Annotated in this window: 21 protein-coding genes and 1 pseudogene; 12 read left to right on the top strand and 10 right to left on the bottom strand. The window is 63.4% G+C overall.

Features of this window, described 5'->3' with window-relative positions:
• Window positions 1-11: 11 nt before the first annotated feature.
• A pseudogene (locus ASH00_RS17270) lies at window positions 12-212 on the top strand (HNH endonuclease signature motif containing protein); the annotation flags it as partial.
• 309 nt (window positions 213-521) lie between these two features.
• Here the strand turns inward: ASH00_RS17270 and ASH00_RS15785 are convergent.
• Window positions 522-1,772 (bottom strand): NAD(P)/FAD-dependent oxidoreductase, encoded by a 1,251-nt coding sequence (locus tag ASH00_RS15785; RefSeq protein WP_056550304.1) that lies wholly within the window; start codon window positions 1,770-1,772, stop codon window positions 522-524.
• A 71-nt stretch (window positions 1,773-1,843) separates the two neighbouring features.
• Window positions 1,844-2,449 carry a GTP cyclohydrolase I gene (folE, locus tag ASH00_RS15780; protein ID WP_056550301.1) on the bottom strand — a complete coding sequence of 202 codons (606 nt, stop codon included), beginning with the start codon at window positions 2,447-2,449 and terminating at the stop codon, window positions 1,844-1,846.
• A 90-nt stretch (window positions 2,450-2,539) separates the two neighbouring features.
• Here folE and ASH00_RS15775 point away from each other — a divergent pair, with 90 nt between their 5' ends.
• A complete protein-coding gene (locus ASH00_RS15775) occupies window positions 2,540-3,283 on the top strand; it encodes a helix-turn-helix transcriptional regulator (RefSeq protein ID WP_082566205.1) in 744 nt (247 codons plus the stop codon).
• A gap of 97 nt (window positions 3,284-3,380) precedes the next feature.
• Here the strand turns inward: ASH00_RS15775 and ASH00_RS15770 are convergent, their stop codons facing one another.
• The gene (locus tag ASH00_RS15770) at window positions 3,381-3,959 is read right to left on the bottom strand and encodes a helix-turn-helix domain-containing protein (RefSeq protein ID WP_056550345.1); all 579 of its coding nucleotides are present in this window, start codon (window positions 3,957-3,959) and stop codon (window positions 3,381-3,383) included.
• A 66-nt stretch (window positions 3,960-4,025) separates the two neighbouring features.
• On the opposite strand from ASH00_RS15770, the gene ASH00_RS15765 reads away from it, so the two are divergent.
• Both ASH00_RS15765 and ASH00_RS15760 read left to right on the top strand, forming a co-directional pair.
• Window positions 4,026-5,093 (top strand): NAD(P)/FAD-dependent oxidoreductase, encoded by a 1,068-nt coding sequence (locus ASH00_RS15765; RefSeq protein WP_082566204.1) that lies wholly within the window; start codon window positions 4,026-4,028, stop codon window positions 5,091-5,093.
• Window positions 5,093-5,794, top strand: coding sequence for a class I SAM-dependent methyltransferase (locus ASH00_RS15760; RefSeq protein ID WP_056550298.1), 702 nt, complete (start codon window positions 5,093-5,095; stop codon window positions 5,792-5,794). The genes ASH00_RS15765 and ASH00_RS15760 overlap by 1 nt, the downstream gene beginning before the upstream one ends.
• A gap of 53 nt (window positions 5,795-5,847) precedes the next feature.
• On the opposite strand, the gene ASH00_RS15755 is transcribed toward ASH00_RS15760, so the two are convergent.
• Window positions 5,848-7,068, bottom strand: coding sequence for an NAD(P)/FAD-dependent oxidoreductase (locus ASH00_RS15755; RefSeq protein ID WP_235563350.1), 1,221 nt, complete (start codon window positions 7,066-7,068; stop codon window positions 5,848-5,850).
• 147 nt (window positions 7,069-7,215) lie between these two features.
• Between ASH00_RS15755 and ASH00_RS15750 the strand changes: the two genes are divergently transcribed.
• From ASH00_RS15750 to ASH00_RS15740, 3 genes are read left to right on the top strand one after another with little or no spacing between them, the layout of a single operon-like run.
• On the top strand, window positions 7,216-8,259 hold the full coding sequence (locus ASH00_RS15750; RefSeq protein WP_056550295.1) for an NAD(P)-dependent alcohol dehydrogenase: 1,044 nt from the start codon (window positions 7,216-7,218) through the stop codon (window positions 8,257-8,259).
• A gap of 41 nt (window positions 8,260-8,300) precedes the next feature.
• Window positions 8,301-8,915, top strand: coding sequence for a hypothetical protein (locus ASH00_RS15745; RefSeq protein ID WP_056550293.1), 615 nt, complete (start codon window positions 8,301-8,303; stop codon window positions 8,913-8,915).
• Window positions 8,912-10,495 (top strand): GMC family oxidoreductase, encoded by a 1,584-nt coding sequence (locus ASH00_RS15740; RefSeq protein WP_056550289.1) that lies wholly within the window; start codon window positions 8,912-8,914, stop codon window positions 10,493-10,495. The genes ASH00_RS15745 and ASH00_RS15740 overlap by 4 nt, the downstream gene beginning before the upstream one ends.
• A 93-nt stretch (window positions 10,496-10,588) precedes the next feature.
• On the opposite strand, the gene ASH00_RS15735 is transcribed toward ASH00_RS15740, so the two are convergent.
• Both ASH00_RS15735 and ASH00_RS15730 read right to left on the bottom strand, forming a co-directional pair.
• On the bottom strand, window positions 10,589-11,383 hold the full coding sequence (locus ASH00_RS15735) for an IclR family transcriptional regulator (RefSeq protein WP_056550286.1): 795 nt from the start codon (window positions 11,381-11,383) through the stop codon (window positions 10,589-10,591).
• A 116-nt stretch (window positions 11,384-11,499) separates the two neighbouring features.
• Window positions 11,500-11,820 (bottom strand): putative quinol monooxygenase, encoded by a 321-nt coding sequence (locus tag ASH00_RS15730; RefSeq protein WP_056550284.1) that lies wholly within the window; start codon window positions 11,818-11,820, stop codon window positions 11,500-11,502.
• 171 nt (window positions 11,821-11,991) lie between these two features.
• On the opposite strand from ASH00_RS15730, the gene ASH00_RS15725 reads away from it, so the two are divergent.
• Together ASH00_RS15725 and ASH00_RS15720 are read left to right on the top strand one after the other, a co-directional pair.
• Window positions 11,992-13,146 (top strand): glycerol dehydrogenase, encoded by a 1,155-nt coding sequence (locus ASH00_RS15725; protein WP_056550280.1) that lies wholly within the window; start codon window positions 11,992-11,994, stop codon window positions 13,144-13,146.
• A gap of 32 nt (window positions 13,147-13,178) precedes the next feature.
• Window positions 13,179-16,007 (top strand): FAD-binding and (Fe-S)-binding domain-containing protein, encoded by a 2,829-nt coding sequence (locus ASH00_RS15720; protein ID WP_056550277.1) that lies wholly within the window; start codon window positions 13,179-13,181, stop codon window positions 16,005-16,007.
• A 119-nt stretch (window positions 16,008-16,126) separates the two neighbouring features.
• On the opposite strand, the gene ASH00_RS15715 is transcribed toward ASH00_RS15720, so the two are convergent.
• The 3 genes from ASH00_RS15715 to ASH00_RS15705 all read right to left on the bottom strand — a co-directional run bounded on the left by ASH00_RS15715 (window position 16,127) and on the right by ASH00_RS15705 (window position 18,864).
• Window positions 16,127-16,624 (bottom strand): hypothetical protein, encoded by a 498-nt coding sequence (locus ASH00_RS15715; protein ID WP_056550274.1) that lies wholly within the window; start codon window positions 16,622-16,624, stop codon window positions 16,127-16,129.
• 143 nt (window positions 16,625-16,767) lie between these two features.
• Window positions 16,768-18,000: a glycerophosphodiester phosphodiesterase family protein gene (locus ASH00_RS15710; protein ID WP_056550270.1), complete on the bottom strand. Its 1,233-nt coding sequence runs from the start codon at window positions 17,998-18,000 to the stop codon at window positions 16,768-16,770.
• A gap of 129 nt (window positions 18,001-18,129) precedes the next feature.
• Window positions 18,130-18,864 (bottom strand): glutamine amidotransferase, encoded by a 735-nt coding sequence (locus tag ASH00_RS15705; protein WP_056550267.1) that lies wholly within the window; start codon window positions 18,862-18,864, stop codon window positions 18,130-18,132.
• 135 nt (window positions 18,865-18,999) lie between these two features.
• Between ASH00_RS15705 and ASH00_RS15700 the strand changes: the two genes are divergently transcribed.
• The 3 genes from ASH00_RS15700 to ASH00_RS15690 all read left to right on the top strand — a co-directional run bounded on the left by ASH00_RS15700 (window position 19,000) and on the right by ASH00_RS15690 (window position 21,034).
• Window positions 19,000-19,539 carry a hypothetical protein gene (locus ASH00_RS15700; protein ID WP_056550265.1) on the top strand — a complete coding sequence of 180 codons (540 nt, stop codon included), beginning with the start codon at window positions 19,000-19,002 and terminating at the stop codon, window positions 19,537-19,539.
• 157 nt (window positions 19,540-19,696) lie between these two features.
• Complete coding sequence (locus tag ASH00_RS15695) at window positions 19,697-19,897, top strand: SDR family oxidoreductase (RefSeq protein WP_268760534.1); 201 nt, start codon at window positions 19,697-19,699, stop codon at window positions 19,895-19,897.
• Window positions 19,898-19,969: 72 nt separating this feature from the next.
• Window positions 19,970-21,034 (top strand): spore photoproduct lyase family protein, encoded by a 1,065-nt coding sequence (locus tag ASH00_RS15690; protein WP_056550259.1) that lies wholly within the window; start codon window positions 19,970-19,972, stop codon window positions 21,032-21,034.
• Here the strand turns inward: ASH00_RS15690 and ASH00_RS15685 are convergent.
• Entirely contained in the window at window positions 21,022-21,372 is a 351-nt protein-coding gene (locus tag ASH00_RS15685; protein WP_056550255.1) for a hypothetical protein, read from the bottom strand. The genes ASH00_RS15690 and ASH00_RS15685 overlap by 13 nt on opposite strands.
• Between the last annotated feature and the right edge of the window lie 76 nt (window positions 21,373-21,448).

Raw genomic sequence — 21,448 nt, 5'->3', positions numbered from 1 at the left:
AAGCCCACCACATCATCCCCTGGGCTGCAGGCGGAACCACCACCATCCACGACGGCGTGCTGCTCTGCACCCGACACCACCACCAGATCCACGAAGGAAACTGGACAGTCACATCAATCCACGGAATCCCCTGGTTCACACCACCGACATACCTCGACCCGCAACGAACACCCAGACGCAACCGCTACTGGCAAGTAGAACAAGCCATCCACNCAATCCACGGAATCCCCTGGTTCACACCACCGACATACCTCGACCCGCAACGAACACCCAGACGCAACCGCTACTGGCAAGTAGAACAAGCCATCCACGACCAACTCGCAGACACCGTCAGTCACGTGTCTACGAGCACCGGCACGGCACCACCCTGACCAGCGGAAATGCCGCCGTAGCCGGCGTCTGAGTGAGCGCAGCACCGCCAAGTCAACTGTGCCCCGAGCGCGTGGCAGAGGTGACAGAACCGCGAGCGCACGTGGCAGGCGTCGATTCCAGATCAGGCGGCCCTCGGATCCGCTCCCCTATCAGGCGGTCTTCAGATCCGAGTCGGGATCAGTGAGTACAGCCCGGTCTACAGCCTTGCCGCTCCGGATGAGATCCTGAATTTCCTCCTGCACGTCCCACACATTGACGTTCATGCCGGCTACCACCCGGTCCTCGCGGAGCCAGAAGGCAACAAACTCACGATCTTCGAGGCTGCCCCGGACCACCACGTCCGCATCTTTTGCCAGGGCACCGTAGCCGGAATACTCCATGCCCAGATCGAACTGGTCTGTGTAGAAGTACGGAATGTCGTCCAGCACAGCGTCTCGGCCGAGCATCGACTGTGCGGCCACTTTCCCGCCGCTAATAGCGTTCGCCCAATGCTCGCTCCGGGCATACTGACCCGTGACAGGATGAAGTGCACTGGCCACATCCCCAGCTGCAAAGATGCCCTTGGCACTGGTCCGCAGCCCCGAATCGACCTGAATACCGTTCCCGATGGTAAGCCCGGCTTCCTCTGCAAGCGCCGTCTGCGGCACCACGCCAATGGCGATCACAACAAGATCCGCGGACAAGGTTTCACCCGCATCGGTCACTACTGCAGTGACACGGCCTGCATCGTCACCCCTGATCTCTTTCGCCGAAGCCGGCAGCCTGAAGTGAACGCCGGCTTCCCGGTGACGGTCCATGAAGACGGTGCCAAGCCTGGGACCGATCGCCGCACTCATCGGGACCTCTTCCAACCCGAGCAAGGTGACCTCATTGCCGAGTTCCCGTGCAGTTGCGGCAACCTCCATACCTATCCAGCCGGAACCGATAAGCACAAGGTGACGGCCACCTCCTGCCAACTCTGAGTGAAGACGCTGGCTATCTGTTTTCGTACGGAAGTAGTACACCCCTTGGAGATCGGTACCTGGCACATTAAGTTGCCTGGGAACAGCGCCCGTGGCGAGCAGGAGCCGACCATAGGAAAGCGAACGGCCGCTCGACAAAGCAACAGTACGGGCGGTGGGATCCACACTGACCGCCTCATCCGAGGTGAGGAGTTCGACGTCGTTCTCTGCGTACCACTTCTCGGGATAGGGCAGGAGTGACTCCTCGCTCTCCTTGCCGGCAAGAAAGCCCTTCGACAGCGGCGGACGCAGATAGGGCGCCTGACCTTCCGCCCCAACGAGGACCACAGGACCAGTGAAGCCTTCTTCGCGCAAAGTTGCGGCCGCCGTCGCGCCCGTCAGGCCTGCCCCAATGATCACCATTGCGTCATCAGATGCCGGGAAACTGGTGTTGTCCATGGATACTCTCTCTTCTGGTGGGGTGGCGTACGAATGCGCAGTGCCACGAAGCGTTAATTTGGGCAGAAGCGTTAGTTTGGAAATTGGTCACGTAGCGGGCCCCCGACTGCGAGGTCGCCATAGAACGTCGCCGTCCGGGTAGTGGTACCGGCACTCTGCACACCGCGCAACGACATGCACAGGTGCTCTGCCTCCAGCACCACACCGACTCCACGCGGATTGAGCAGGTCGGACAGCCAGTCCGCCACCTGCTTGGTGAGCCGCTCCTGCACCTGAAGGTCACGTGAAAACATCTCCAGAGCCCGCGCCAGTTTCGACAGGCCGAGAAGTCGTTCCCCCGGCAGATAGCCGATATGCGCGATTCCCCTGAATGGCAACAGATGATGCTGGCACAGTGAATTGAATGGGATGTTCTTTACGAGCACCAGGTCGTTGTACCCCTCGTCGTTCGGGAAGGTAGTCCACGAGGTGGTCCGGGGTGTCAGCATTTCCTCAAAAGCGCCCGTCACGCGGCGCGGGGTATCGCTGAGGTGCGGATCATTCACGTCCCGCCCGAGCGCACGGAGCAAGTCGGCCACCGCCAACCTCGCTGCTGCCAGATCGATAGCCCCGACAGAGCTGTCCTGCTCAATGTCGTCTTCCAACAGCCGGAGCGCAACCTCTGAGTGCGATGACATGGCGTCCCTCTTTCTAAATATTGTATCGTTGACTTTAGAAGCGCACACCGAAGAAGTCAATGATGAACAAACTCCAGATAGGCTCGGCATATGTCTGACTTCGAGGGCGATCCAGGCCCGGCAGCCCGCCCAGGTCACGGCTCGTCAGATGCCCCGCTGCGCCTGCAGGCCAACCTGGATGAGCGGCTGGAGTCGGTAGCAACCCTTGGTGACCCTGTCCGACGCGAGGTGTACCAAACCCTCCAGCGCAACGCCGAAGCAATGACCCGAAACCAGCTGGCAGAACTCACCGGGCTTTCGGCCAGTACCTTGCTGTTCCACTTGGAGAAGTTGGTGAATGCCGGACTCCTCAACGTGGAGTTCCGGAAACTCGGTGGACGTAGCGGACCGGGGTCAGGCAGACCGGCAAAGCTGTATCAGCTTGCTCATGCAGAGGTAACGGCATCGGTTCCGGACCGCCGCTACGACCTCGCCGCCGAGTTGATGGCGGCCGCAATCGAAGCTTCCATTCGAGAGAACGTTGCCATCCAGCCTGCGCTGTCAAAAACCGCGTACGACGCCGGTCGTCGCCTTGGCCTGGAAGCCGGCAGCATCGACGGGGTGCTTGATTCATCCGGCTACGAACCGCACCCAGACGGAGATGGTGGCTTCCTGCTGCACAACTGCCCCTTCCATCGACTGTCGCGCAGTCATTCGGAGGTGGTGTGCGGAATGAACGGCGCGCTTCTCTCCGGCGCACTCGAAGGGAGCGGCGACGTCACACACTCGGTAACGCCTGACCCCGAGGGGCCCCACTGCTGCGCACGCATCACCCGGCGCACCGACGCCAAGTAAGCTGCACTGACCGCATCCGAGCAGCCCAGCAGCTCAGCCCACCCAAGCAGCCCAGCCCACCCGACCTGCGCCGGCCATGACCGCAAACGCGCCTCAGTTACGTCGTCTTTGCCCGAAGGTGCAGCCGCTCCCCCTGGCGCCCGAACAGGCTCAGGAATTCCACCGCATGCCTGTCAGCCTTCCCAAACCAGTGCGGCAGGCGGGTGTCGAACTCCACCGCTTCACCGGCAGGCAACACCAGGTCGAGCTCACCGAGAACCATCCGCAGGTTCCCGTTCAGTACGTACAGCCACTCGTATCCTTCGTGTACCTTCAGGTCTGGTTCCTCCAACGCCATATCGGCATGCAACACATGCTTGTAGGCCTGAATGCCGCCCGGTCTACGAGTAAGCGGAACCACCGTTCCGCGACCCATGTCGATCGGACGCAGATGAACGCGCGGATCCCCGGTGGTCGGTGCGCCCACGAGCTCATCCAACGGCACCTGATGCGCCTGAGCCAGCGGAAGCAGCAACTCCAGATTGGGCTTACGCTGGCCCGATTCCAACCGAGATAAGGTACTCACCGAAATCCCGGTCAACTCGGACAACGTCTGGAGTGTCACGTCCCGCTTCACCCTCAGCGCCCTCAAACGCGGACCCACTGCCGCAAGCGCTTCACCAATTTCATCCGTCACAGTCACTAGTTTGCCAGATCGGCAAGGTTACTTGCTGATATATACACCGCCCTCCACGATTAATACATGACATCTGAACTGAACTCATACGACGTCGTCGTCATCGGCGGTGGGGCTGCCGGCCTCAGCGCGGCACTGATGCTCGGGCGTACCCGCCGAAGCGTCGCGGTGGTCGATGCCGGCCACCCACGCAACTCCCCTGCCGACGGCGTACACGGTTTCCTCACCCGCGAGGGCATGAATCCGCTGGACCTTGTGACCGCCGGCCGCGCTGACGTACAGCTGTACGGCGGCGTCATAATTTCCGGCACCGCCGTCGGCGTCGCTTCCACCGACGATCCGCACAATCGTTTCCACACCACGCTCGACGACGGAACGGTCCTTCGCTCCCGCCGCCTGCTTTTGACCACCGGCCTCACAGACGTGCTGCCGGATATCCCCGGACTCCGCGAACGGTGGGGCCAGGAAGTGCTGCACTGCCCGTTCTGCCACGGCTGGGAGGTGCGCGACCAGCACATCGGTATCCTCGGCACAAGCGCCATGTCAGTGCACCAGGCACTGCTGTTCCGCCAGTGGAGCAGCAGCATCACTCTTTTTCTCAATGCCACCGTTGAACCCACCGAAGAAGAGTGGGAGCAGCTGGCTGCCCGTGGCGTCACTGTCGTGGACGGCTCGGTTGCCCGTGTCCTGAACCAGAACGACGGCGGCACCCTCAGCGGCGTGGAACTCACCGGCGGTCGTGTGGTTCCGCTGGAAGCCCTCGTCGTTGCACCGCGATTCGTCGCCAACACCGGAATTTTCGAGAGTCTCGGTCTCGCCCCGGTCCAGCATCCCATGGGCGTCGGGGAGCACATCGCCGTGGACGAAATGGGCGCAACCGGAGTAGACGGCGTCTGGGCCGCAGGCAACGTGGCCAACCTGATGCTGCAGGTATTGCCGTCCGCTGCCTCAGGATCAATGGCAGCGATGGCGATCAACAATGACCTGATGGCCGAAGAACTACAGCAGGATTTGGCGGCACACCGAGCAGGTTCCGCAGCCGTTGCATCTTCAGGAGCGGATCCCTCTCCAGGGACAATTCCCTCTTCCGTGGCCACCGCGTCGGATAGCAGGATGGGAGCGGAGGTTTCCTGATGCAATCACCGCATGCGCACCATTCACCCAACGACAACGTCCAGCACGATCACCATGACCATGGTCCCCGCGAGTTCGATGAAGCATTCTGGGACGCCCGCTATGGCGAAAAGAAGCGCATCTGGAGTGGCCGCCCCAATCCGCAACTGGTCACCGAGGCACACGGGTTGCCATCCGGCACAGCGCTCGACGTCGGCTGCGGAGAAGGCGCCGACGCACTCTGGCTGGCCGAACGCGGCTGGCACGTCACCGGCGTCGACATCTCAGCGGTTGCCCTTGCCCGCGCAGCCGAACACGAGCAGCAGCAACGCGAGAACCGGGGCACCGCCATCCCGCCGGTGCGCTGGGAACATCAGGATCTGACCGTGTGGGAACCTCCGACCGGGACATTCGACCTCGTCACTGCGCAGTACATGCACCTACCCACCGCACAACGTGAGCCGTTGTTCCGGAATCTGGCACGTGCCGTCGTACCCGGCGGGACCTTGCTCATTGTCGGGCACCATCCGTCAGACATGCAGAGCGGTGCATCACGTCCCGATCTCCCGGACCTGTACTTCACGGCGGAGGACATTGTGGGCCTGCTCGACGACGGTTGGGAACACCGGACAATCGAGTCGCGTCCGCGGGAAGCCAGCGGTCCGGACGGCGCCACGCTCGCCGTAGCGGATGCGGTCTACCGGGGTCGCAGGCGCGGCTGAGGTCCGATCCGGCCGCGCTGGTCCTCGGAGAAGCCTGCAGGATGGCTCGCGGCTCAGGCCCGGCCCTTCAGAATGGCGTACCAGTAGAGCCGGATGAACCCATACCGCTCCACGAGCCAGGTGAGTCGCTTCTCCTTTGCCAGACCCTTCCAGCCGGGAACGGATGGCTTTGGAGCGAGAGTGTCATCAAATTCGGCAAGCACCACGGTGGAGCGGCTCACCGTGAAAGGGCAGGCGCCATACCCGTTGTACTTCTGGCCAGGCTGATTGCCCTTGAGTACAGACTGCAGGTTCTTTGCGAGCACCTTGGTCTGCTGACGGAGCGCTGCACCGGACTTCGAGTTCGGTGTCCCTGCGGCGTCGCCGAGTGACCACACCGTTGGATGGGTGATGTGTCGGAGCGTGTGCTTGTCCACGGCGACGAAACCGTCGTCGTCGGCCAGTCCGGTGCTGCGGATCCAATCCGGAGCGGATTGCGGCGGTGCGGCGTGCAGGACGTCGTACCCGATCTGTTCCTCCGTACCGTGCTCGGTGTTCCGAAGGGTGGCGACGCGATTGTCGGCGTCAACGGAGGTGAGCTCCGTGGTGCAGCGCAGCTCAATCCCGTACTCGGTGATCTTGCGGTTCAGCTCCTCGTCCACCACGTCGACGCCGTACACGCTACTGGTGGGCACCGCGAGGATGACGCGGATATTGTCCAGCACGCCCTGCGAGCGCCAGTAGTCGCACGCCAGGTACATCGGCTTCTGGGCAGCACCGCCGCAGGTGATGGGGCCGTCCGGCATGCTGAAGATGGCGGTCCCGGAGCGTAGGCCGCTCAGCAGCCGCCACGCTTTCACCGCCAAATCGAGGCTGTAATTCGTTGCGCCGTAGGGAGAATCGTAGGCTTCCTGCAGTCCGGGAATCCCGTTCCAGTTCTTCTGGATACCGGGACACACCACCAGGTGCTCATACGTGAAGGTCCGCCCGGACGCGAGCGTCACGGTCTTCGCCGACGGGTCAATGGCGGTCGCGGAGTCCCGGTGCCAGGTGACACCCTTTGGCATCACGGATTCCTGCGGTCGAACGGCCATTTCCGCTTTCGCTGTACCGCCGGCAATGTGGGAGAAGAACGGCTGGTAGAGATGCTGTTCGGTGGGGTCGACGACGGCAATACCCTTCACCCTGTAACGCTTCAGGCGGGCGGCGAGGGAAATACCCGCGTTCCCAGCTCCGATCACGAGTACTTGGTGGTGCCCCTTTTCCATCCGCTGGACGTCCTTGCTGCTGTGCATCGAGCACCTCCTGGGTCGAACTGTTGCCGAACAGAGACCGAATGCCTCGACCCTACCGGCTTTCTCACCACGCGATAACGACTCTATGCGGAGTGGGTGACCCGCCTCACACTCGAAGTCACACCACTTCGCTGTCGAGGGAGGACCATGAAAGCCGTCCGCGTGCACAGGTACCGGGAAGATCCGCACCTAGATGATGTTGACGAGCCCACCGTCATCGGCCCCTGGGATGTGATTGTCGAGGTGGGTGCGGCGGGGCTCTGCCGGACCGACCTCCATGTCATCGAAGGCCAGTGGGATCACATCCAGCATCCCTCTCTCCCCTACATCCTCGGGCACGAAAACGCGGGCTGGGTGCGTGAAGTGGGAAGCGCCGTCAGCAACGTAAGCGCCGGAGACACCGTGATCATGCACCCGCTGGTGACCTGCGGACTCTGCATGGCCTGCCGCGAGGGTCAGGATTCTCACTGCGACAACGCCACCTTCCCCGGTCTCAACGTCGACGGCGGCATGGCCGAATACATGCGGACCAACGCCCGCTCAGTGGTGAAGCTCGATTCCTCTCTTCAGCCGGCCGACATCGCTGCCCTCGCCGACGCCGGCCTCACCGCGTACCACGCGGTCCGCAAGGCGGTTCCGCAACTGCCGCCCGGATCACACGCGGTGGTCATCGGCAGCGGCGGCCTCGGCCACATTGGAATCCAGTCCCTGAAGGCCCTCACTGCGGCGACCGTTACCGTCGTCGACCGCTCACCCGATGCGCTCGAACTGGCCGTCTCGCTGGGCGCGGACCATACCGTCACGGCCTCCTCCGACGGCAACGGCGACGCCGGCCGGCTGCTCGACATCACGGACGGCGGCGCGCACGTGGTGTTTGACTTCGTCGGCGAGCACGGCACGGAATCGCTCGGCGTCACAGCGCTGCGCAACCGCGGCAGCTACTACAGCATCGGCTACGGCGGCGCGGTGAATATCGACACGATCGAGATCATTTCGCGGGAAATCAACGTCGTCGGAAACCTGGTGGGGACCTACACCGACCTGGTCGAACTCATGACGCTCACTGCCCAGGGCAAGGTGACGCTCCACACCCAGAAGTATGACCTCGAGGATGCCGTACAGGCCATGCACGACCTCGACAGCGGCGCCCTGGTGGGCCGCGGCATTCTCGTCCCGAAACTCAACCACTAACTGCCACCTAGTAACGCATCTGAACCCGGAGGGTGATTCCCATGGCGTATCCCGCAAAGTATTCGGCGCTCAATGAGCTTCAACTGTCGGAGGAGGCCCGGCGCACGCTGACACGCATCATCCGCGTAGCCTTCCCGCATCCAGCGGTCCCCGACGGGCCGTACGAACGCATGACCGAGAAAATCGTGTCGGAGGCGCAGGCGTCCACGTGGTTCCGGGTGGCGCTGACCCAAGGCCTGCTCACCCTTGACTCGCTCACAGAGGAGCATTTCCTGGACCTTCCGGACGACCGCGCGCTCGCCGTGCTCAAGCGCATCAGCGACCTGGACTTCTTCGGATTCATCCGGCGCACCACCGTCCTGAATTTCTACGACGATCCGGAAGTCTGGGACGTCCTCGGTTACGAGGGCGAGTCCTTCTCCAGGGGCGGCTACATCAACCGCGGTTTCAACGACCTCGACTGGCTGCCTGAGCCGCGGATCGAGGAGAGCGACGAGGACCTGACGGAGATCGGCCCGTTGCCGTACGACATTGCCCAGCAGGCGCCCGACAGGGCTGAACCGGCAGGCCAGACCGGGGGCGTGCCCTCCGAGGAGCAGTTTTCGGACCTCTTCAAGGGTTCCGACACAGTCAACGAAGGGAACACAGCATCATGACCACCGCCGAATCCGCCCGTTTCGACCAGGACGACGCCGACGTCGTCGTCATCATCGGTTCCGGCGCCGGTGGCGGCACGCTCGCCCACGAACTCACTGAAAAGGGTGTGAAAGTGGTCCTCCTGGAGGCAGGCGGCCACCTCACCAACGAGGATTACCACAACAACGAGTGGGAGGCCTTCAACCAGATGGCCTGGCTGGATCCGCGCACCACGTCAGGTTCGTGGCGGATTGCCCGCGATTTCCCGAACCTGCCCGCGTGGCTCGTGAAGGCGGTCGGCGGGACCACCACGCACTGGTCCGGCGCCACCCCTCGCTTCAAGGCCCACGAGTTCAAGACCCGCACCGCCTACGGGCGGATCGACGGCGCCAACCTGCTGGACTGGCCGATCACGCTTGACGACCTCGCGCCGTATTACGACAGGGCAGAACAGAAGATCGGCAGCACGCATCGCCATGGGCGTCCGGCGCTGCCCGCCAACAACAACTACAAGGTGCTCGCCGCCGGCGCCGAGCGCATCGGCTACCGCCACTATGCCACCGGACCGTACGGCACCAACGCGGAACCCTATGACGGCCGGCCCGCATCAATCCAGGACGGCTTCAACTTCCAGGGTGACAAGAACAAGTCCAAGTGGTCCATCCTGGTCTCCGAGATTCCCAAGGCGCTCAGGACCGGGAAACTCGACCTTCGGCCCAACAGCCACGCCGTTCAGATCACGCATACCGCTGAGGGGCTCGTGGACAGCGTTCTCTACGTAGACGGTGATGGAAACCTGCAGCGCCAGCGCGCCCGGATTGTCGCGGTGGCCGGCAACGCGATTGAGACGCCGCGCCTGCTGATGCTTTCGGGTTCGCCGATGTTCCCGGACGGTCTCGCGAACTCCTCGGGACAGCTGGGCCGCAACTACATGCGCCACACCACCGGCTCCGTCTATGCGAAGTTCGACAAGCCGGTACACATGTACCGGGGAGAGACCATGGCCGGCCTCGTCGCAGATGAGTCCCGGCACGACGTCGACCGGGGCTTCGCCGGCGGCTACTACCTGGAGACCATCGCCCTCGGTCCAGCGTTCCTCGCCAGCTTTGTGGATCCGGGAGCCTGGGGTCCGGGCTTCGCGTCGCTCCTCGATGACTACGAGAACACGGCCGGGCTCTGGATCGTGGGTGAGGACATGCCACAGGAGACCAACCGGGTGACGCTGAACACCGCGGTCACCGACAGGCTGGGGCTGCCGGTGCCGAACGTACACTTCGACGACCACGAGAACGACACCGCGATGCGCAACCATGGGTACCAGCAGGCATCACTTCTGTACGAGGCGGTGGGTGCCCTGTCCTCGCACCACACGCCGCCCTACCCAGCGACCCACAACATGGGCACCGCGCGGATGAGTGCCCGGCCGGAAGACGGTGTGGTCAATGGGTTCGGCCAGACCCACGATGTGAAGAACCTGTTCGTCTCGGACGGCTCCCAGTTCACCACCGGAGCCGCCGCCAATCCGACGCTGACGATTGTGGCGCTGGCGATCCGCCAGGCTGACTACATGGCACAGCAGATGGCCTCCGCCGCCATCTGAGGTTCGGTCCGGAACTCTGGTCGGCGCGCTCCCGTGATCCCCCACCGCGGGTGCGCTGCCGGCCAGTTTCCGGCTGTCAGGGTTGGGAGCGGTTCACTGCCCGTGCGGCAACACTGACGTTGCACGCAGCGCCCGGCTGACCCGGTCAGCTGTGTCCCGCAGCAGAACCGCGAGCTTCGCCGAGCGGGCATCGAACTCGCCGGCATCCATGGACACCGCTACCGAACCGACAATCTGACCCGCCGCATTGCGTACGGGAGCGGCAATGCAGGACGCCCCCTCAATGAACTCCTCACGTTCAATGGCGATGCCGCCTTCGCGGACCCGGTCAAGCTCGGAGTCCAGCGCATCGGACGTGCCGATAGTTTGTGCCGTCATCGCGGGCAGGCCCTGCCGACGCAAGAGGGCAGCGCGCTCTGCCGGTTCCATGCCGGCCAGGAGGATTTTCCCGAACGCGGTCGCGTGGGCGGCGTCGTTGAAGCCGAAGCCAAGCGGAGTGATGCGCGGGCGGCGCGGTGAGTCGACCACGTGCGCCACGACAATATGGTCTCCCCGGTGAACGGCGTAGTAGGCTGCAGCGTCACCGCGCGCGTGGAGTTCGAGAATGAGCCGCGCAACCGCCGATGGGGTACCGATCTGCCGCCGGAGAGAAATGTCCAGCGCGTGCAGTTTATACCCGAGCGCGTATCGGCTTTCCTTCTTGAGATGGACGAGGTGCTCGGATCCGACCAGCAGCTTGAGAAGGCGGTACACGGTCGGCAACGGCATATCCAGTTTCGCTGCGATCTCCTTGGCGGTCAGCCCGCGCCGATCCGAGGCAACAACGTCAAGCAGGGCAAACGCCTTCTGGACCGAAGCCATGCCTCCGAGTGCGTCGTTGCGTCCCATAAGGCTATCTTGTCCGGTGTCACCGGCTTATGCCACTAGGAACACAGCTAGATGACGCGTCGAAGCGTGAGCCCCGAGCTTTGTCGGTGCTCACGCCTGCGCGTTGTGCACGCTCTTTAGTTGACGCTGAGTTCGCCCATGCGGTTCCAGCCGTTGGCCGAAATCTTCTCGCTGATGATTTGCGGCGTTTCGACCAGCGCCTGCGGCATATCCTTCATCGCCTGCTGGAAGTGGTCGCTGTTGACGTGGTCGCCCGCGGCGTCGTCCTCGAAGGCCTCGACCAGCACAAACTCATTCGGGTTGTCCACGCTCCGCGACCAGTCGAACCACAGGTTGCCCGGTTCGGCGCGGGTGGCTTCGGTAAAGCCTCGGGTGAGGTCAAGCCAACGGTCGCTCCAGTCGGGCTTCACCTTGAATTTGACGACGATGAAGATCATGCTGCTGCCTTTCGTTCGGGTGCGCTGCTCTCATGTGGGTCCTAGTCTGCTGCCGACCGTGGCAACGCGGAAGACCGCTTTTCACAGGGTGAGAATGTGTTGCATACTCCTCCGCTGACCGGACCTAGTCTGGGCACGTGTGCAGCACGCTTGCAATCAAAGGAGATTCAAATGACCGAGACCACACCGATCCGCACAGTAATCAGCCCCGCCCGATACGTGCAGGGCAAGAATGCCATCACCCGGCTGGGCGAATTCCTTGCACCGCTTGGCAACTCGCCGCTGCTGGTTGCTGATGACCTTGTCTGGGGTTTCGTAGGGCACGACGTCGAAGCTTCCCTCAGCGGGGCAGGCCTGCCGGTGATTCGGGAAGACTTCGGTGGTATTCCAAGTGCCCGCGAGGTGGACCGGCTGACCGGACTCATCACGCAGCACAGCGCTGATGTCGTTGTGGCCGTCGGCGGCGGCTCCACGATCGATGCAGTGAAGGCGGCCGGTTACGCCGCCGGCATCCGCTGGGTAAGCGTCCCGACGGTTGCGTCCACCGACGCACCGACCTCGGCGCTCGCCGTGATTTACACGGATGAGGGCGTGTTCGAGGAGTACCGATTCTTTCCGAAGAACCCTGATCTGGTCCTTGTGGACACCCAGCTGGTGGCAAATGCACCGGCGTCATTCCTCGCCGCCGGCGTGGGTGATGCGCTGGCGACGTGGCTCGAGGCCCGCGCCACGCGCCAGTCGAACGCCACTACCATGGCCGGCGGCCTGGCCACCCTCACCGGTACCGCGCTCGCGCAGCTCTCCTGGGACGTACTGTGGGAAAACGCACTGCCCGCCATGGACGCCGTCCGGGACAACGTGGTGACTCCGGCTCTGGAGAAGGTCGTGGAAGCCAACACCCTGCTCTCCGGCCTGGGCTTCGAGTCTGGCGGGCTCGCCGCCGCACACGCCATCCACAACGGCCTGACCGCCGCCGACCAGACGCACGGGCTGGCGCACGGCCAGAAGGTCAATATCGGTTCGCTGACGCAGCTGGTGCTCGAGGGCGCTCCCACCGCTGACATTATTGACTTCATCGAATTCACCACTCGCGTCGGGCTGCCCACCACTCTCACCGAGGTAGGGCTGACCACAGACGACACCGACGACCTCCGCCGCATCGCCGAGACTGCGACGGTGGGAGGCGAGACGATCCACAACATGCCGTTTGAGGTGTCAGTCGGTGATCTGACAAGTGCTCTCGTATCCATTGAGCGGTTGTCCCGCCGAGTACGATCCAACGCTGGGCTGCCCGAGCCGGAACTGTACCAACCCCGGCACCACTAGCCCGTCGTCTATCTTCCCGGAGGGGAGAACCTATGCTGACCGATTTCCTCGCCGCGGTCGCCGATCCGTCCCGGATCAGCGACCGGGCTATCGACCGGCACGCCAAGGCACACGACGCCTCGCACTTCCTGCTGATTCCAGAGGCGGTGGCAACGCCGTCGGACGCCGTGGAGGTCGGCCGGCTGCTCCGCGCCAGCGCCGCCGCGGGGATGCCACTGACCCTGCGATCCGGCGGGACCAGCCTCAGCGGTCAGGCAATCAGTGACGGCTTGCTGGTTGATGTGCGGCGTAATTTCCGGAACATCGAAGTGCTCGACGACGGGGCACGGGTGCGCGTGCAGCCCGGCGTCACGGTGCGGATGCTCAACACCCGCCTGCTGCGTTACGGACGCAAATTCGGGCCGGACCCGGCAAGCGAATCCGCGTGCACCGTCGGCGGCGTCATTGCCAACAATTCCTCCGGGATGCACTGCGGCATAGTGGACAACGCCTACCGGACCCTGGAATCCCTGACGGTTGTCCTGAGCAGCGGGACCGTCATCGACACCGCGGCGCCGGATGCCGACAAACACCTTTACGCGGCGGAGCCCGACCTTCACGAGGGGCTTCGGCGACTGGCCGCGCGCGTCCGGTCCGACGCCGTATCAGCCGCGACGGTGCGGCGGCAGTTCGCCATGAAGAACACCATGGGCTACGGCCTGAACTCGCTGCTCGATTTCGAGCGTCCGGTGGACATCCTGGCGCACCTGATGGTCGGCAGTGAAGGAACGCTCGGTTTCGTGGCGGATGCGGTGTTCCGCACCGTACCTATCAGGGCGAATACGGCGACGGCACTGCTGGTCTTCCCTGATCTGGCGACCGCCAATTCCGCGCTGCCGGCGCTCGTGGAATCAGGCGCTGCGACAGCGGAATTGATGGATGCGCTGTCCCTTCGGGTCGGCCAGTCAATTCCTGGCACTCCCTCGGCGATACGCGGCCTGTCCGTCGAGGATCACGCGGCACTGCTCGTCGAATACTCGGCTGATTCTCCTGAACAGCTCAGCGATGCGGTTGCCGGGGGCGCGGATGGCCTCAAGCCCTTCAGACTGACGATGCCGGCCACCTTCAGCACCGACCCTGTTGCACGGGCGGAACTGTGGCATCTGCGCAAGGGGCTGTACGCGTCTGTCGCCGGTGCCCGCCCTCCGGGCACGACCGCACTGCTCGAGGACATCGTGGTTCCGGTGCCTTCCCTTGCCCGTACGTGCGGCACGCTGTCCGAGCTGTTTGACCGCTACGGGTACCGCAACAGCGTGATTTTTGGGCACGCCAAGGACGGCAACATCCATTTCATGCTGACCGACGGGTTTGCTTCCGCCCCTGAACTGGACCGTTACCACGCCTTCACCGAGGACATGGTTGCCCTGGTGCTGGCCGAAGGCGGGTCGCTCAAGGCAGAACACGGCACCGGCCGCGTCATGGCCCCATACGTCCGTCGCCAGTACGGCGACGCACTGTACGGGGTCATGCAGGACATCAAGGCGCTGTTCGACCCTTCCGGAATGCTCAATCCCGGCGTCATCATCAATGACGACCCGCAGGCACATCTGCGCCATATCAAGACGGCGCCCGCCGTGGCCGAGGAGGTAGACCGGTGCGTCTCGTGCGGCTACTGCGAACCGGTATGCCCCAGCAAGGACATCACCCTCACGCCGCGGCAGCGCATCGTGACCCTGCGGGCCATCGAGCAAGCCCGCATCGACGGTGATACGGCGCTGGTCGAAGCGCTGGAGAAGGACTACGACTACGAGTCGGTCCAGACGTGCGCGGTCGATGGAATGTGCCAGACCGCATGTCCGGTGGACATCAATACGGGCACCCTGGTCAAACGGCTTCGCCGCGAGGGCGCGAATCCGGTAGCTGCCAAAATCTGGGAGGCGGCGGCGGGGCACTGGGGGCCGGCAAGCCGCGGTGCGGCGGCTGCGCTCACGGTGGCAGACAGGATTCCGACGCCGGTGATCCGCGCTCCGAACGTGGCAATCCGTGCCGTTCTTGGCACGGATAACGTGCCCCTCTACTCACCGGACCTGCCCGCCGGTGGGCGCTCCCGGCGTCGTTCACGTCCGGAAACTGTGCCGGACGCGGTGTATTTCCCGGCGTGTGTGGGAACAATGTTCGGACCGGCAGAGCCCGGTGATGACGGCGTGCAGGCCAGCTTCGAACAGCTCTGCCGGTTTGCCGGGATCACCCTCCTGGTTCCGGCCGGCATCGACGGGATGTGCTGTGGAACCCCGTGGTCGTCGAAGGGCATGGTTGCCGGTGCCCACGCCATGCGCCGGCACGTCCTTGAGGAATTGCGGGAAGCCACCAACGACGGCGAGCTGCCCGTGATCGTCGACGCCGCCTCCTGCACGGAGGGGCTTCTGGCCACGCTGGAGGCTGAGGCGACGGCGGGAGGGCAACCACCCCTACGAATCATCGACGCTGTGAAATTTACCGCCGATCGCATCCTGCCGCTGCTCGGCCCCTACCCAAAACTGGATTCACTGGCGCTTCATCCGACGTGCTCGTCTACACGCCTGGGGTTGAATGCATCCCTGCAGCAGGTGGCTTCCGCGGTGGCGGAAGCGGTTCAGGTACCGGCGACGTGGGGTTGCTGTGCCTTCGCCGGGGACCGCGGAATGCTCCACCCCGAGCTCACTGCCTCGGCGACGAGCGCACAGGCCGCAGAGGTCCGCGCGTTTGGGGCACGTGCACATGCCTCCTGCAACCGCACCTGCGAACTCGGCATGACGAGGGCTACCGAACGGAGCTACCACCACATTCTCGAGTTGCTGGCCGGGCAGGCGGGGAAAGGGGTAGATGGGAGGATAAGACGGTGAGTTGCGTCAGGGCGCACCTCTTGATCAATTCCGGATGCGCGGGTGTACGGTCTTCTCTCAGACGGTGCAGGCACTGCTTTCATTGCATGGCCTGCAATGCATGCAACGTTTCGGAAGGACTATGTCGCCCGAATCGCCCCTGCGAGATCAAGGAGACTACCCACCTCCAGGTCCGGCGTAGCGAAGTACTCGGGATACGAGGTACCGGTCCGGTTGATCCAGGCGGTCCGGAGCCCTGCCCGATGAGCGCCATGAATATCCCAGGGATGCACGGCGACCAGCTCCGCCTGGTAAGACAGGGCTTCAACGCCGGGCACGACGTCGTCGTGCACTGGCAGAGACGTCAGCGCAGTCATGATGTTTTCCACTGCGGCAGCGTGGCCTCCTCCGCCACGGGTGTCGGCGCACAGCCGCTCCAGGCTGTCTTTGGCGAGCTCGGCGAACCCGGGGTTGTCATTCGTGACGGTGAGCGCGAATCCGTCCCGAAGTATCCCGGCGAACCACACCCGGGCGGCCAGCGACGGAAGCCCCTCTGCTTCGAATGCCTTCGCGAGGGGACTCAGGTCGGACAGGGTTTCGTTGACGTCGAAGACGATAGTCCGGGGAGTTTCAGTCATGGTGGCAACGTTCGCAGACTTGCGCGAGCGGCGATACCCCGCCACCCGGCACGGGACCGGCGCACCCAGCTGAGCGACTGGATGGGCCGGAACGGCGTGTGCCCACCGGGTACATCAACCCGGTGGGCACACGCAGCAGAAAACTAGTTCGCGAAAACGTCCTGCAGGCGCGGGCCGATCCACAGGGCAACCGAGTCACCGCCGTTGTTCAGCACGGAAGCTCCGCCGCCGTTGTAATAGGCCTCAGCTGAGTTGGTGCCCGGACCTGTGTAGACTCGCAGCTCAGCACCCGGAGCCAGGACGTAACCTTGACCGACGGTGAGGATGTTGTTCGCGGCATCGCGGATGATCGCGCCACTTACATCAACGCTCGCCGCCGACGTGTTGCGGAGCAGGACATACTCACCGTTCTCGGGCTGAACATCATCGCCGGGTACGTTGTTGGCAGCATCCGCGATTTCAACGCCGGCTCCCGGGAACACAGGCTGACCCTGAAGGAAGCGCTGGTTCTGGATCGGGAAATCAGTGGTCACCGCATCGACGCCAAGGTCGAGCGAATACTGCACAGCCTCGGGCGAGTTCACGGTGTACACGCCGAGGACCAGACCGGCACCCTTGACATCGGCAACGTTCTGCGGCGTCAGCGTGCGGTAGTTGGTGCCCACCGAATCGGCAAACGTTGCCCAGGAGTCGACGACAGCACGCGCAGGGACCACGCTGGTGAGCTGCTGCAACTCAATCTCCGGCGCAATCGCTGCGAAGCGGCGGTTTGAAGCCTCATCGAAACCGAGAACCTGGATCTTGTCGGCCGCAACCAACCGGCTCCACTTCGGATCGTTGCGCAGTTCGTCGGCAACAACCTGCTCAACGCCGGGCGAGTTCACGGGAGCCTTGATCTCGATGTACACACCGGTCTTCACCGTTGCGACTTGGGCGGCGTCATCGAGATGCGGGATGCGCTCTCCCGCGTACTTGTCGCTGAAGTAGGAGCCGGCGTCCAGCTGCTGAAGTTCCGCCCAGGTGAAGGAGGTGACGGGGTCGTTCTCGCGGCCAGGGAACACCTCTTCCACGTTGGTGGTGCGCGCCGGTGTGTTGTCGTGGAAGAGGAATGGCACGCCGTCTGCGCTGAGCTGCACATCGATTTCGAAGAAGTCTGCACTGGACATGCGTCCGTCCTTGAACGCCGCAACGGTTTTCTCCGGCGCAGTACCGGCTGCTCCGCGGTGCCCGATAAGAAGGGGAGCGCCGCTCGTCTTCTGTGCCGGCAGAGCGTGCGCCTTCTGTGCCGGCGCAGCGTGTGCGACGGCGGCGGGCGCGGCCGCGAGCATCAGACCGGCGGCTGTGGTCGCAATAATCCTGGTCAGGCGATAAGCCATAAGGGTTCAGTTCCTTTCGGATGAGTGTGTGGGTGGTCCCCCTCATCCGATGCAACAGGCCGCCGAAGTCCGCCCGGTCAACACGGAATGAACTGAGAGTGAAAGGCAATCCTCCACCCCGATCGAGGGTCAGTCGCGGGAGTAACGCCGTACAAAGTTGTTGAGAACTTTCGGCGGCCACGTGACAGAAGCACTGCCGGCACGCTCGATCACGGCCTCTGCCTGATCAGGCGGAAAGTAGCCCGCATGACGGTAGATGCGGATGCGTTCGACGAGCGCCTCCACGTCGAGTTCGGGATGGAACTGGGTGGCGTAGAGGTTCTGCTTCACCCGGAACATCTGCACCGGGCAGGCGGACGACGACGCCAGCAACACCGCGCCCGCCGGAAGCGTTGCGCACGCCTCCTTGTGCCCAACAAATGCATCGAAGCGAAGCGGAAGACCGGCAAGCAGCGGGTCCGCTGCGCCGTCGTCGTTCACTGTGATTTCGGTGGGACCAATGGGCTCCGCAAAGGTGCGGTCAATGACGGCGCCCTGGTGCCGGCCAAGTGTTCCCACGCCGTAGCAGGCACCAAGGAACGGAAAATCGTTTTCGACCACGCGATCGAGCAGCTCACCAAGCTCCCGTTCCACCCGGTGCTGCGTCGGAGACTTGGTGTCCTCCGCATCAGACGAGTTGAAGGGACTTCCACCCAGGAAGATTCCCGAATAATCCTCGAGGCGGAGGGCAGGCAGCGGCTCCTGCTCCACCCGGATGCGGTGAAGGTTCGACGGCGCCAGTCCAGTGAAACGGAGAAAGCTCCGGTATTCGCCTTCGGCAGCAGCATCCTCGGCACGGGTGGCCAATAGCAGGAACGGTAGCACCCGTCGATCCTACTGCCGGGCGAAATTTTCCACCCGATCACTCGCAAAATGCTAAGCATGCTGATAAACATTAAGGGAGCCGTTTTCCAAACATCCCCATCGGTCTACGGCACACCCAAGTCTAAGGAGAGCATCATGGCAGGAAACACGCTTGTACGGTCCCTACACGATCTCAGTGCTGCGGCTTGGTTCGGCGGATCGCTCATGGGCGCCGTCGGCCTGAACGGCGCAGCGGCCGAAGCCAAGGACCCGACGGAACGCACCCGTCTTTCCACCATCGGCTGGGCACGCTGGACTCCGGTGCAGATCGCGGCGTTCGGTGCACACGCAGTGGGTGGCATTGGCCTTATCGCAGCAAACAAGGGACGGCTTGCCGGTCAATCCGGCGCTGTTGCCAACACTGTGGTGAAGTCAGCGATCACGGTGGTCGGCATGGCAGCATCCCTTTACTCGGGCATGCTCGGCAAGAAAGTGGGCGAACTGAGCCAGCACGGAGCTGCCGGCGCAACTGAGCCCAAGCCCGGAGCGCCGGAGGAGCTGAAGAAAGCCCAGTCGCAGCTGAAAACCCTTCAGTGGATTCTTCCCGCGCTCAGCGGCGCAGTGATTGTGCTTGGCGCCAACCAGGGTGAGCAGCAGCGACCCAAGAACCTACTTGACGGCATCTTCAACCGCTGAGCACCCCAGAAGCCAGGCCCGTCGTTTCCCCCAAACGGCGGGCCTTTTCGGTTAAACCGCGAGGAAATTTTGTGCAGCTACGGCGGGTTCCGGCGCTGGAAAGTCACCGGAGCTGCGCAAAAGTTCCCATCGATAGACAACGAACAGTGGAGAAAAAATCATGAGCCAGCCAGCACAACAGCAGGATGTACCGGGCGTTCAGTCGGCGATGGATCCCCAGTTCGGCGACGACACTCCTCTGGGACGAGCCGGCCAGCCCGCCGAACTCGCTCCTACCTATGGTCTCCTTGCGTCCGACGACGGTAGCTACATGTCAGGCGCTCGGATCGCCGTCACAGGCGGCCGCCCGATCCTGTAACTCACCCCATTGAGATGGACGCCGTGGGCTTAACCGCCTGCGGCGTCCCGCGCGAGACGGAAGGATGGACGCATGGAATTCAACCGGCTGCTGCAGATCAAGCGCATCTATGCGCAGCCTGCCGCTCTCAAGTTGCCTCGCGGAAAGGAGATTGTGGAGCGGTGGCCGGAAGCCGACGTCGTGCTGGTGGACAACCACTGGAACATCCCGGAAGTCCACGGCGATGAAACAAACGTCCCGCGCTGGTCACGGATCAAGACCGAGGCGCTGGTCCTCGGCGTCAAGAAGTCGCTCACCGTCAAGCCGAACGGCAGATCCGCAGACTTCATCGCTCCCTCCACAGCCAACGGTTGCGCCATGGCGTGCGCATACTGCTACGTTCCCCGCCACAAGGGGTACAGCAACCCGGTGACGGTGTTCGCCAACATCGAGCAGATCGCCGGCGCGCTTGAACGGCACGCCACGCGTCAGGGCATGAAGCTCGAACCCAACCAGTGTGATCCCGAGCTGTGGGTCTACGACATCGGGGAAAACAGCGACTGCTCGGTGGACGCCCTGATCAGCGACAACGTCGAGGATCTGGTCGAGCTCTTCCGCGACCTGCCCACCGCCAAACTCTCGTTCGCCACCAAGTACGTTAATCCGGCAATGCTGAGCTGGGACCACGGCGGCCGCACCCGGATCCGCTTTTCCCTCATGCCCGCGGACCTCGCCAAGTCGATCGACGTTCGCACCTCACCCGTGGCAGAGCGGATGGCCGCGATCAACGATTTCGTTGACGCCGGGTACGAGGTCCACGTGAACTTCTCCCCCGTGATTATCACGGACACCTGGCTCCGCGACTGGGCGGACCTCCTCCGCCAGCTCGATGCGACACTCACTCCTGCGGCAAAGGCCCAGCTCGCAGCGGAAGTCATCTTCCTCACCCACAACGAGCGCCTGCACGAGGTGAACCTCGGATGGCATCCGCAGGCGGAGAGTGTGCTGTGGCGGCCAGACCTGCAGGAGTCGAAGGTCTCTTCCAACGGCTTTACCAACGTCCGCTATCGCTCCGGCACAAAGGGGCGGTACGTGCGGCAGCTAACCGAGCTCATCGAGGAGATAGCACCGTACTGCCGGGTTCGCTACGCGTTCTGATGATTCCTGGAGGAGAGCATTACTGGACTACAGGGCGCCCAGAGCAGAGAGGTGATGTCTTCTTGCGTCATTCCCGCAGCCACGGCAATTGCGTCTACCGGACATCCCTCGGACGCGGCCCGCTCGATCGCCTCGGCAAGACCGGCTCGAGCACGATCCAGTTTCCACTCGAGCGACTCGACAGCCCCGGCGGCGGCAATGACCCGTTCGGTACCTGAGGCGCTGTCGTCGAACGCCACATCGATTTCGGACATCCACAGCTGGTCGCCCAAATCCAAGGCGTTACCAGCAGAACCCGAGACAATCTCCCCGGGCAACTCGTGAGCGATGGTGATCATCTGCCGCTCTCTATCAATAGGTGGAATAGTAACTAGCCTGACTAGTTATATATGACCTTAGCTTGACTGTCCATCA

Origin of the sequence: Arthrobacter sp. Soil782 (assembly GCF_001428435.1) — a bacterium.
Taxonomy (GTDB): Bacteria; Actinomycetota; Actinomycetes; order Actinomycetales; family Micrococcaceae; genus Arthrobacter_D; species Arthrobacter_D parietis.
Note: the sequence above shows the minus strand (reverse complement) of the source record. Positions and strands in the feature narration are given on the sequence as shown.

What these genes read in the sequence shown, in the direction of transcription:
- ASH00_RS15765 (WP_082566204.1), top strand. Translation starts at nt 4,026, where the DNA reads ATGACATCTGAACTGAACTCATACGACGTCGTCGTCATCGGCGGTGGG.
- ASH00_RS15735 (WP_056550286.1), bottom strand. Translation starts at nt 11,383, where the DNA reads ATGGGACGCAACGACGCACTCGGAGGCATGGCTTCGGTCCAGAAGGCG.
- ASH00_RS15700 (WP_056550265.1), top strand. Translation starts at nt 19,000, where the DNA reads ATGGCAGGAAACACGCTTGTACGGTCCCTACACGATCTCAGTGCTGCG.
- folE (WP_056550301.1), bottom strand. Translation starts at nt 2,449, where the DNA reads ATGTCATCGCACTCAGAGGTTGCGCTCCGGCTGTTGGAAGACGACATT.
- ASH00_RS15730 (WP_056550284.1), bottom strand. Translation starts at nt 11,820, where the DNA reads ATGATCTTCATCGTCGTCAAATTCAAGGTGAAGCCCGACTGGAGCGAC.
- ASH00_RS15775 (WP_082566205.1), top strand. Translation starts at nt 2,540, where the DNA reads ATGTCTGACTTCGAGGGCGATCCAGGCCCGGCAGCCCGCCCAGGTCAC.
- ASH00_RS15690 (WP_056550259.1), top strand. Translation starts at nt 19,970, where the DNA reads ATGGAATTCAACCGGCTGCTGCAGATCAAGCGCATCTATGCGCAGCCT.
- ASH00_RS15755 (WP_235563350.1), bottom strand. Translation starts at nt 7,068, where the DNA reads ATGCACAGCAGCAAGGACGTCCAGCGGATGGAAAAGGGGCACCACCAA.
- ASH00_RS15715 (WP_056550274.1), bottom strand. Translation starts at nt 16,624, where the DNA reads ATGACTGAAACTCCCCGGACTATCGTCTTCGACGTCAACGAAACCCTG.
- ASH00_RS15760 (WP_056550298.1), top strand. Translation starts at nt 5,093, where the DNA reads ATGCAATCACCGCATGCGCACCATTCACCCAACGACAACGTCCAGCAC.
- ASH00_RS15785 (WP_056550304.1), bottom strand. Translation starts at nt 1,772, where the DNA reads ATGGACAACACCAGTTTCCCGGCATCTGATGACGCAATGGTGATCATT.
- ASH00_RS15740 (WP_056550289.1), top strand. Translation starts at nt 8,912, where the DNA reads ATGACCACCGCCGAATCCGCCCGTTTCGACCAGGACGACGCCGACGTC.
- ASH00_RS15710 (WP_056550270.1), bottom strand. Translation starts at nt 18,000, where the DNA reads ATGGCTTATCGCCTGACCAGGATTATTGCGACCACAGCCGCCGGTCTG.
- ASH00_RS15720 (WP_056550277.1), top strand. Translation starts at nt 13,179, where the DNA reads ATGCTGACCGATTTCCTCGCCGCGGTCGCCGATCCGTCCCGGATCAGC.
- ASH00_RS15750 (WP_056550295.1), top strand. Translation starts at nt 7,216, where the DNA reads ATGAAAGCCGTCCGCGTGCACAGGTACCGGGAAGATCCGCACCTAGAT.
- ASH00_RS15685 (WP_056550255.1), bottom strand. Translation starts at nt 21,372, where the DNA reads ATGATCACCATCGCTCACGAGTTGCCCGGGGAGATTGTCTCGGGTTCT.
- ASH00_RS15745 (WP_056550293.1), top strand. Translation starts at nt 8,301, where the DNA reads ATGGCGTATCCCGCAAAGTATTCGGCGCTCAATGAGCTTCAACTGTCG.
- ASH00_RS15725 (WP_056550280.1), top strand. Translation starts at nt 11,992, where the DNA reads ATGACCGAGACCACACCGATCCGCACAGTAATCAGCCCCGCCCGATAC.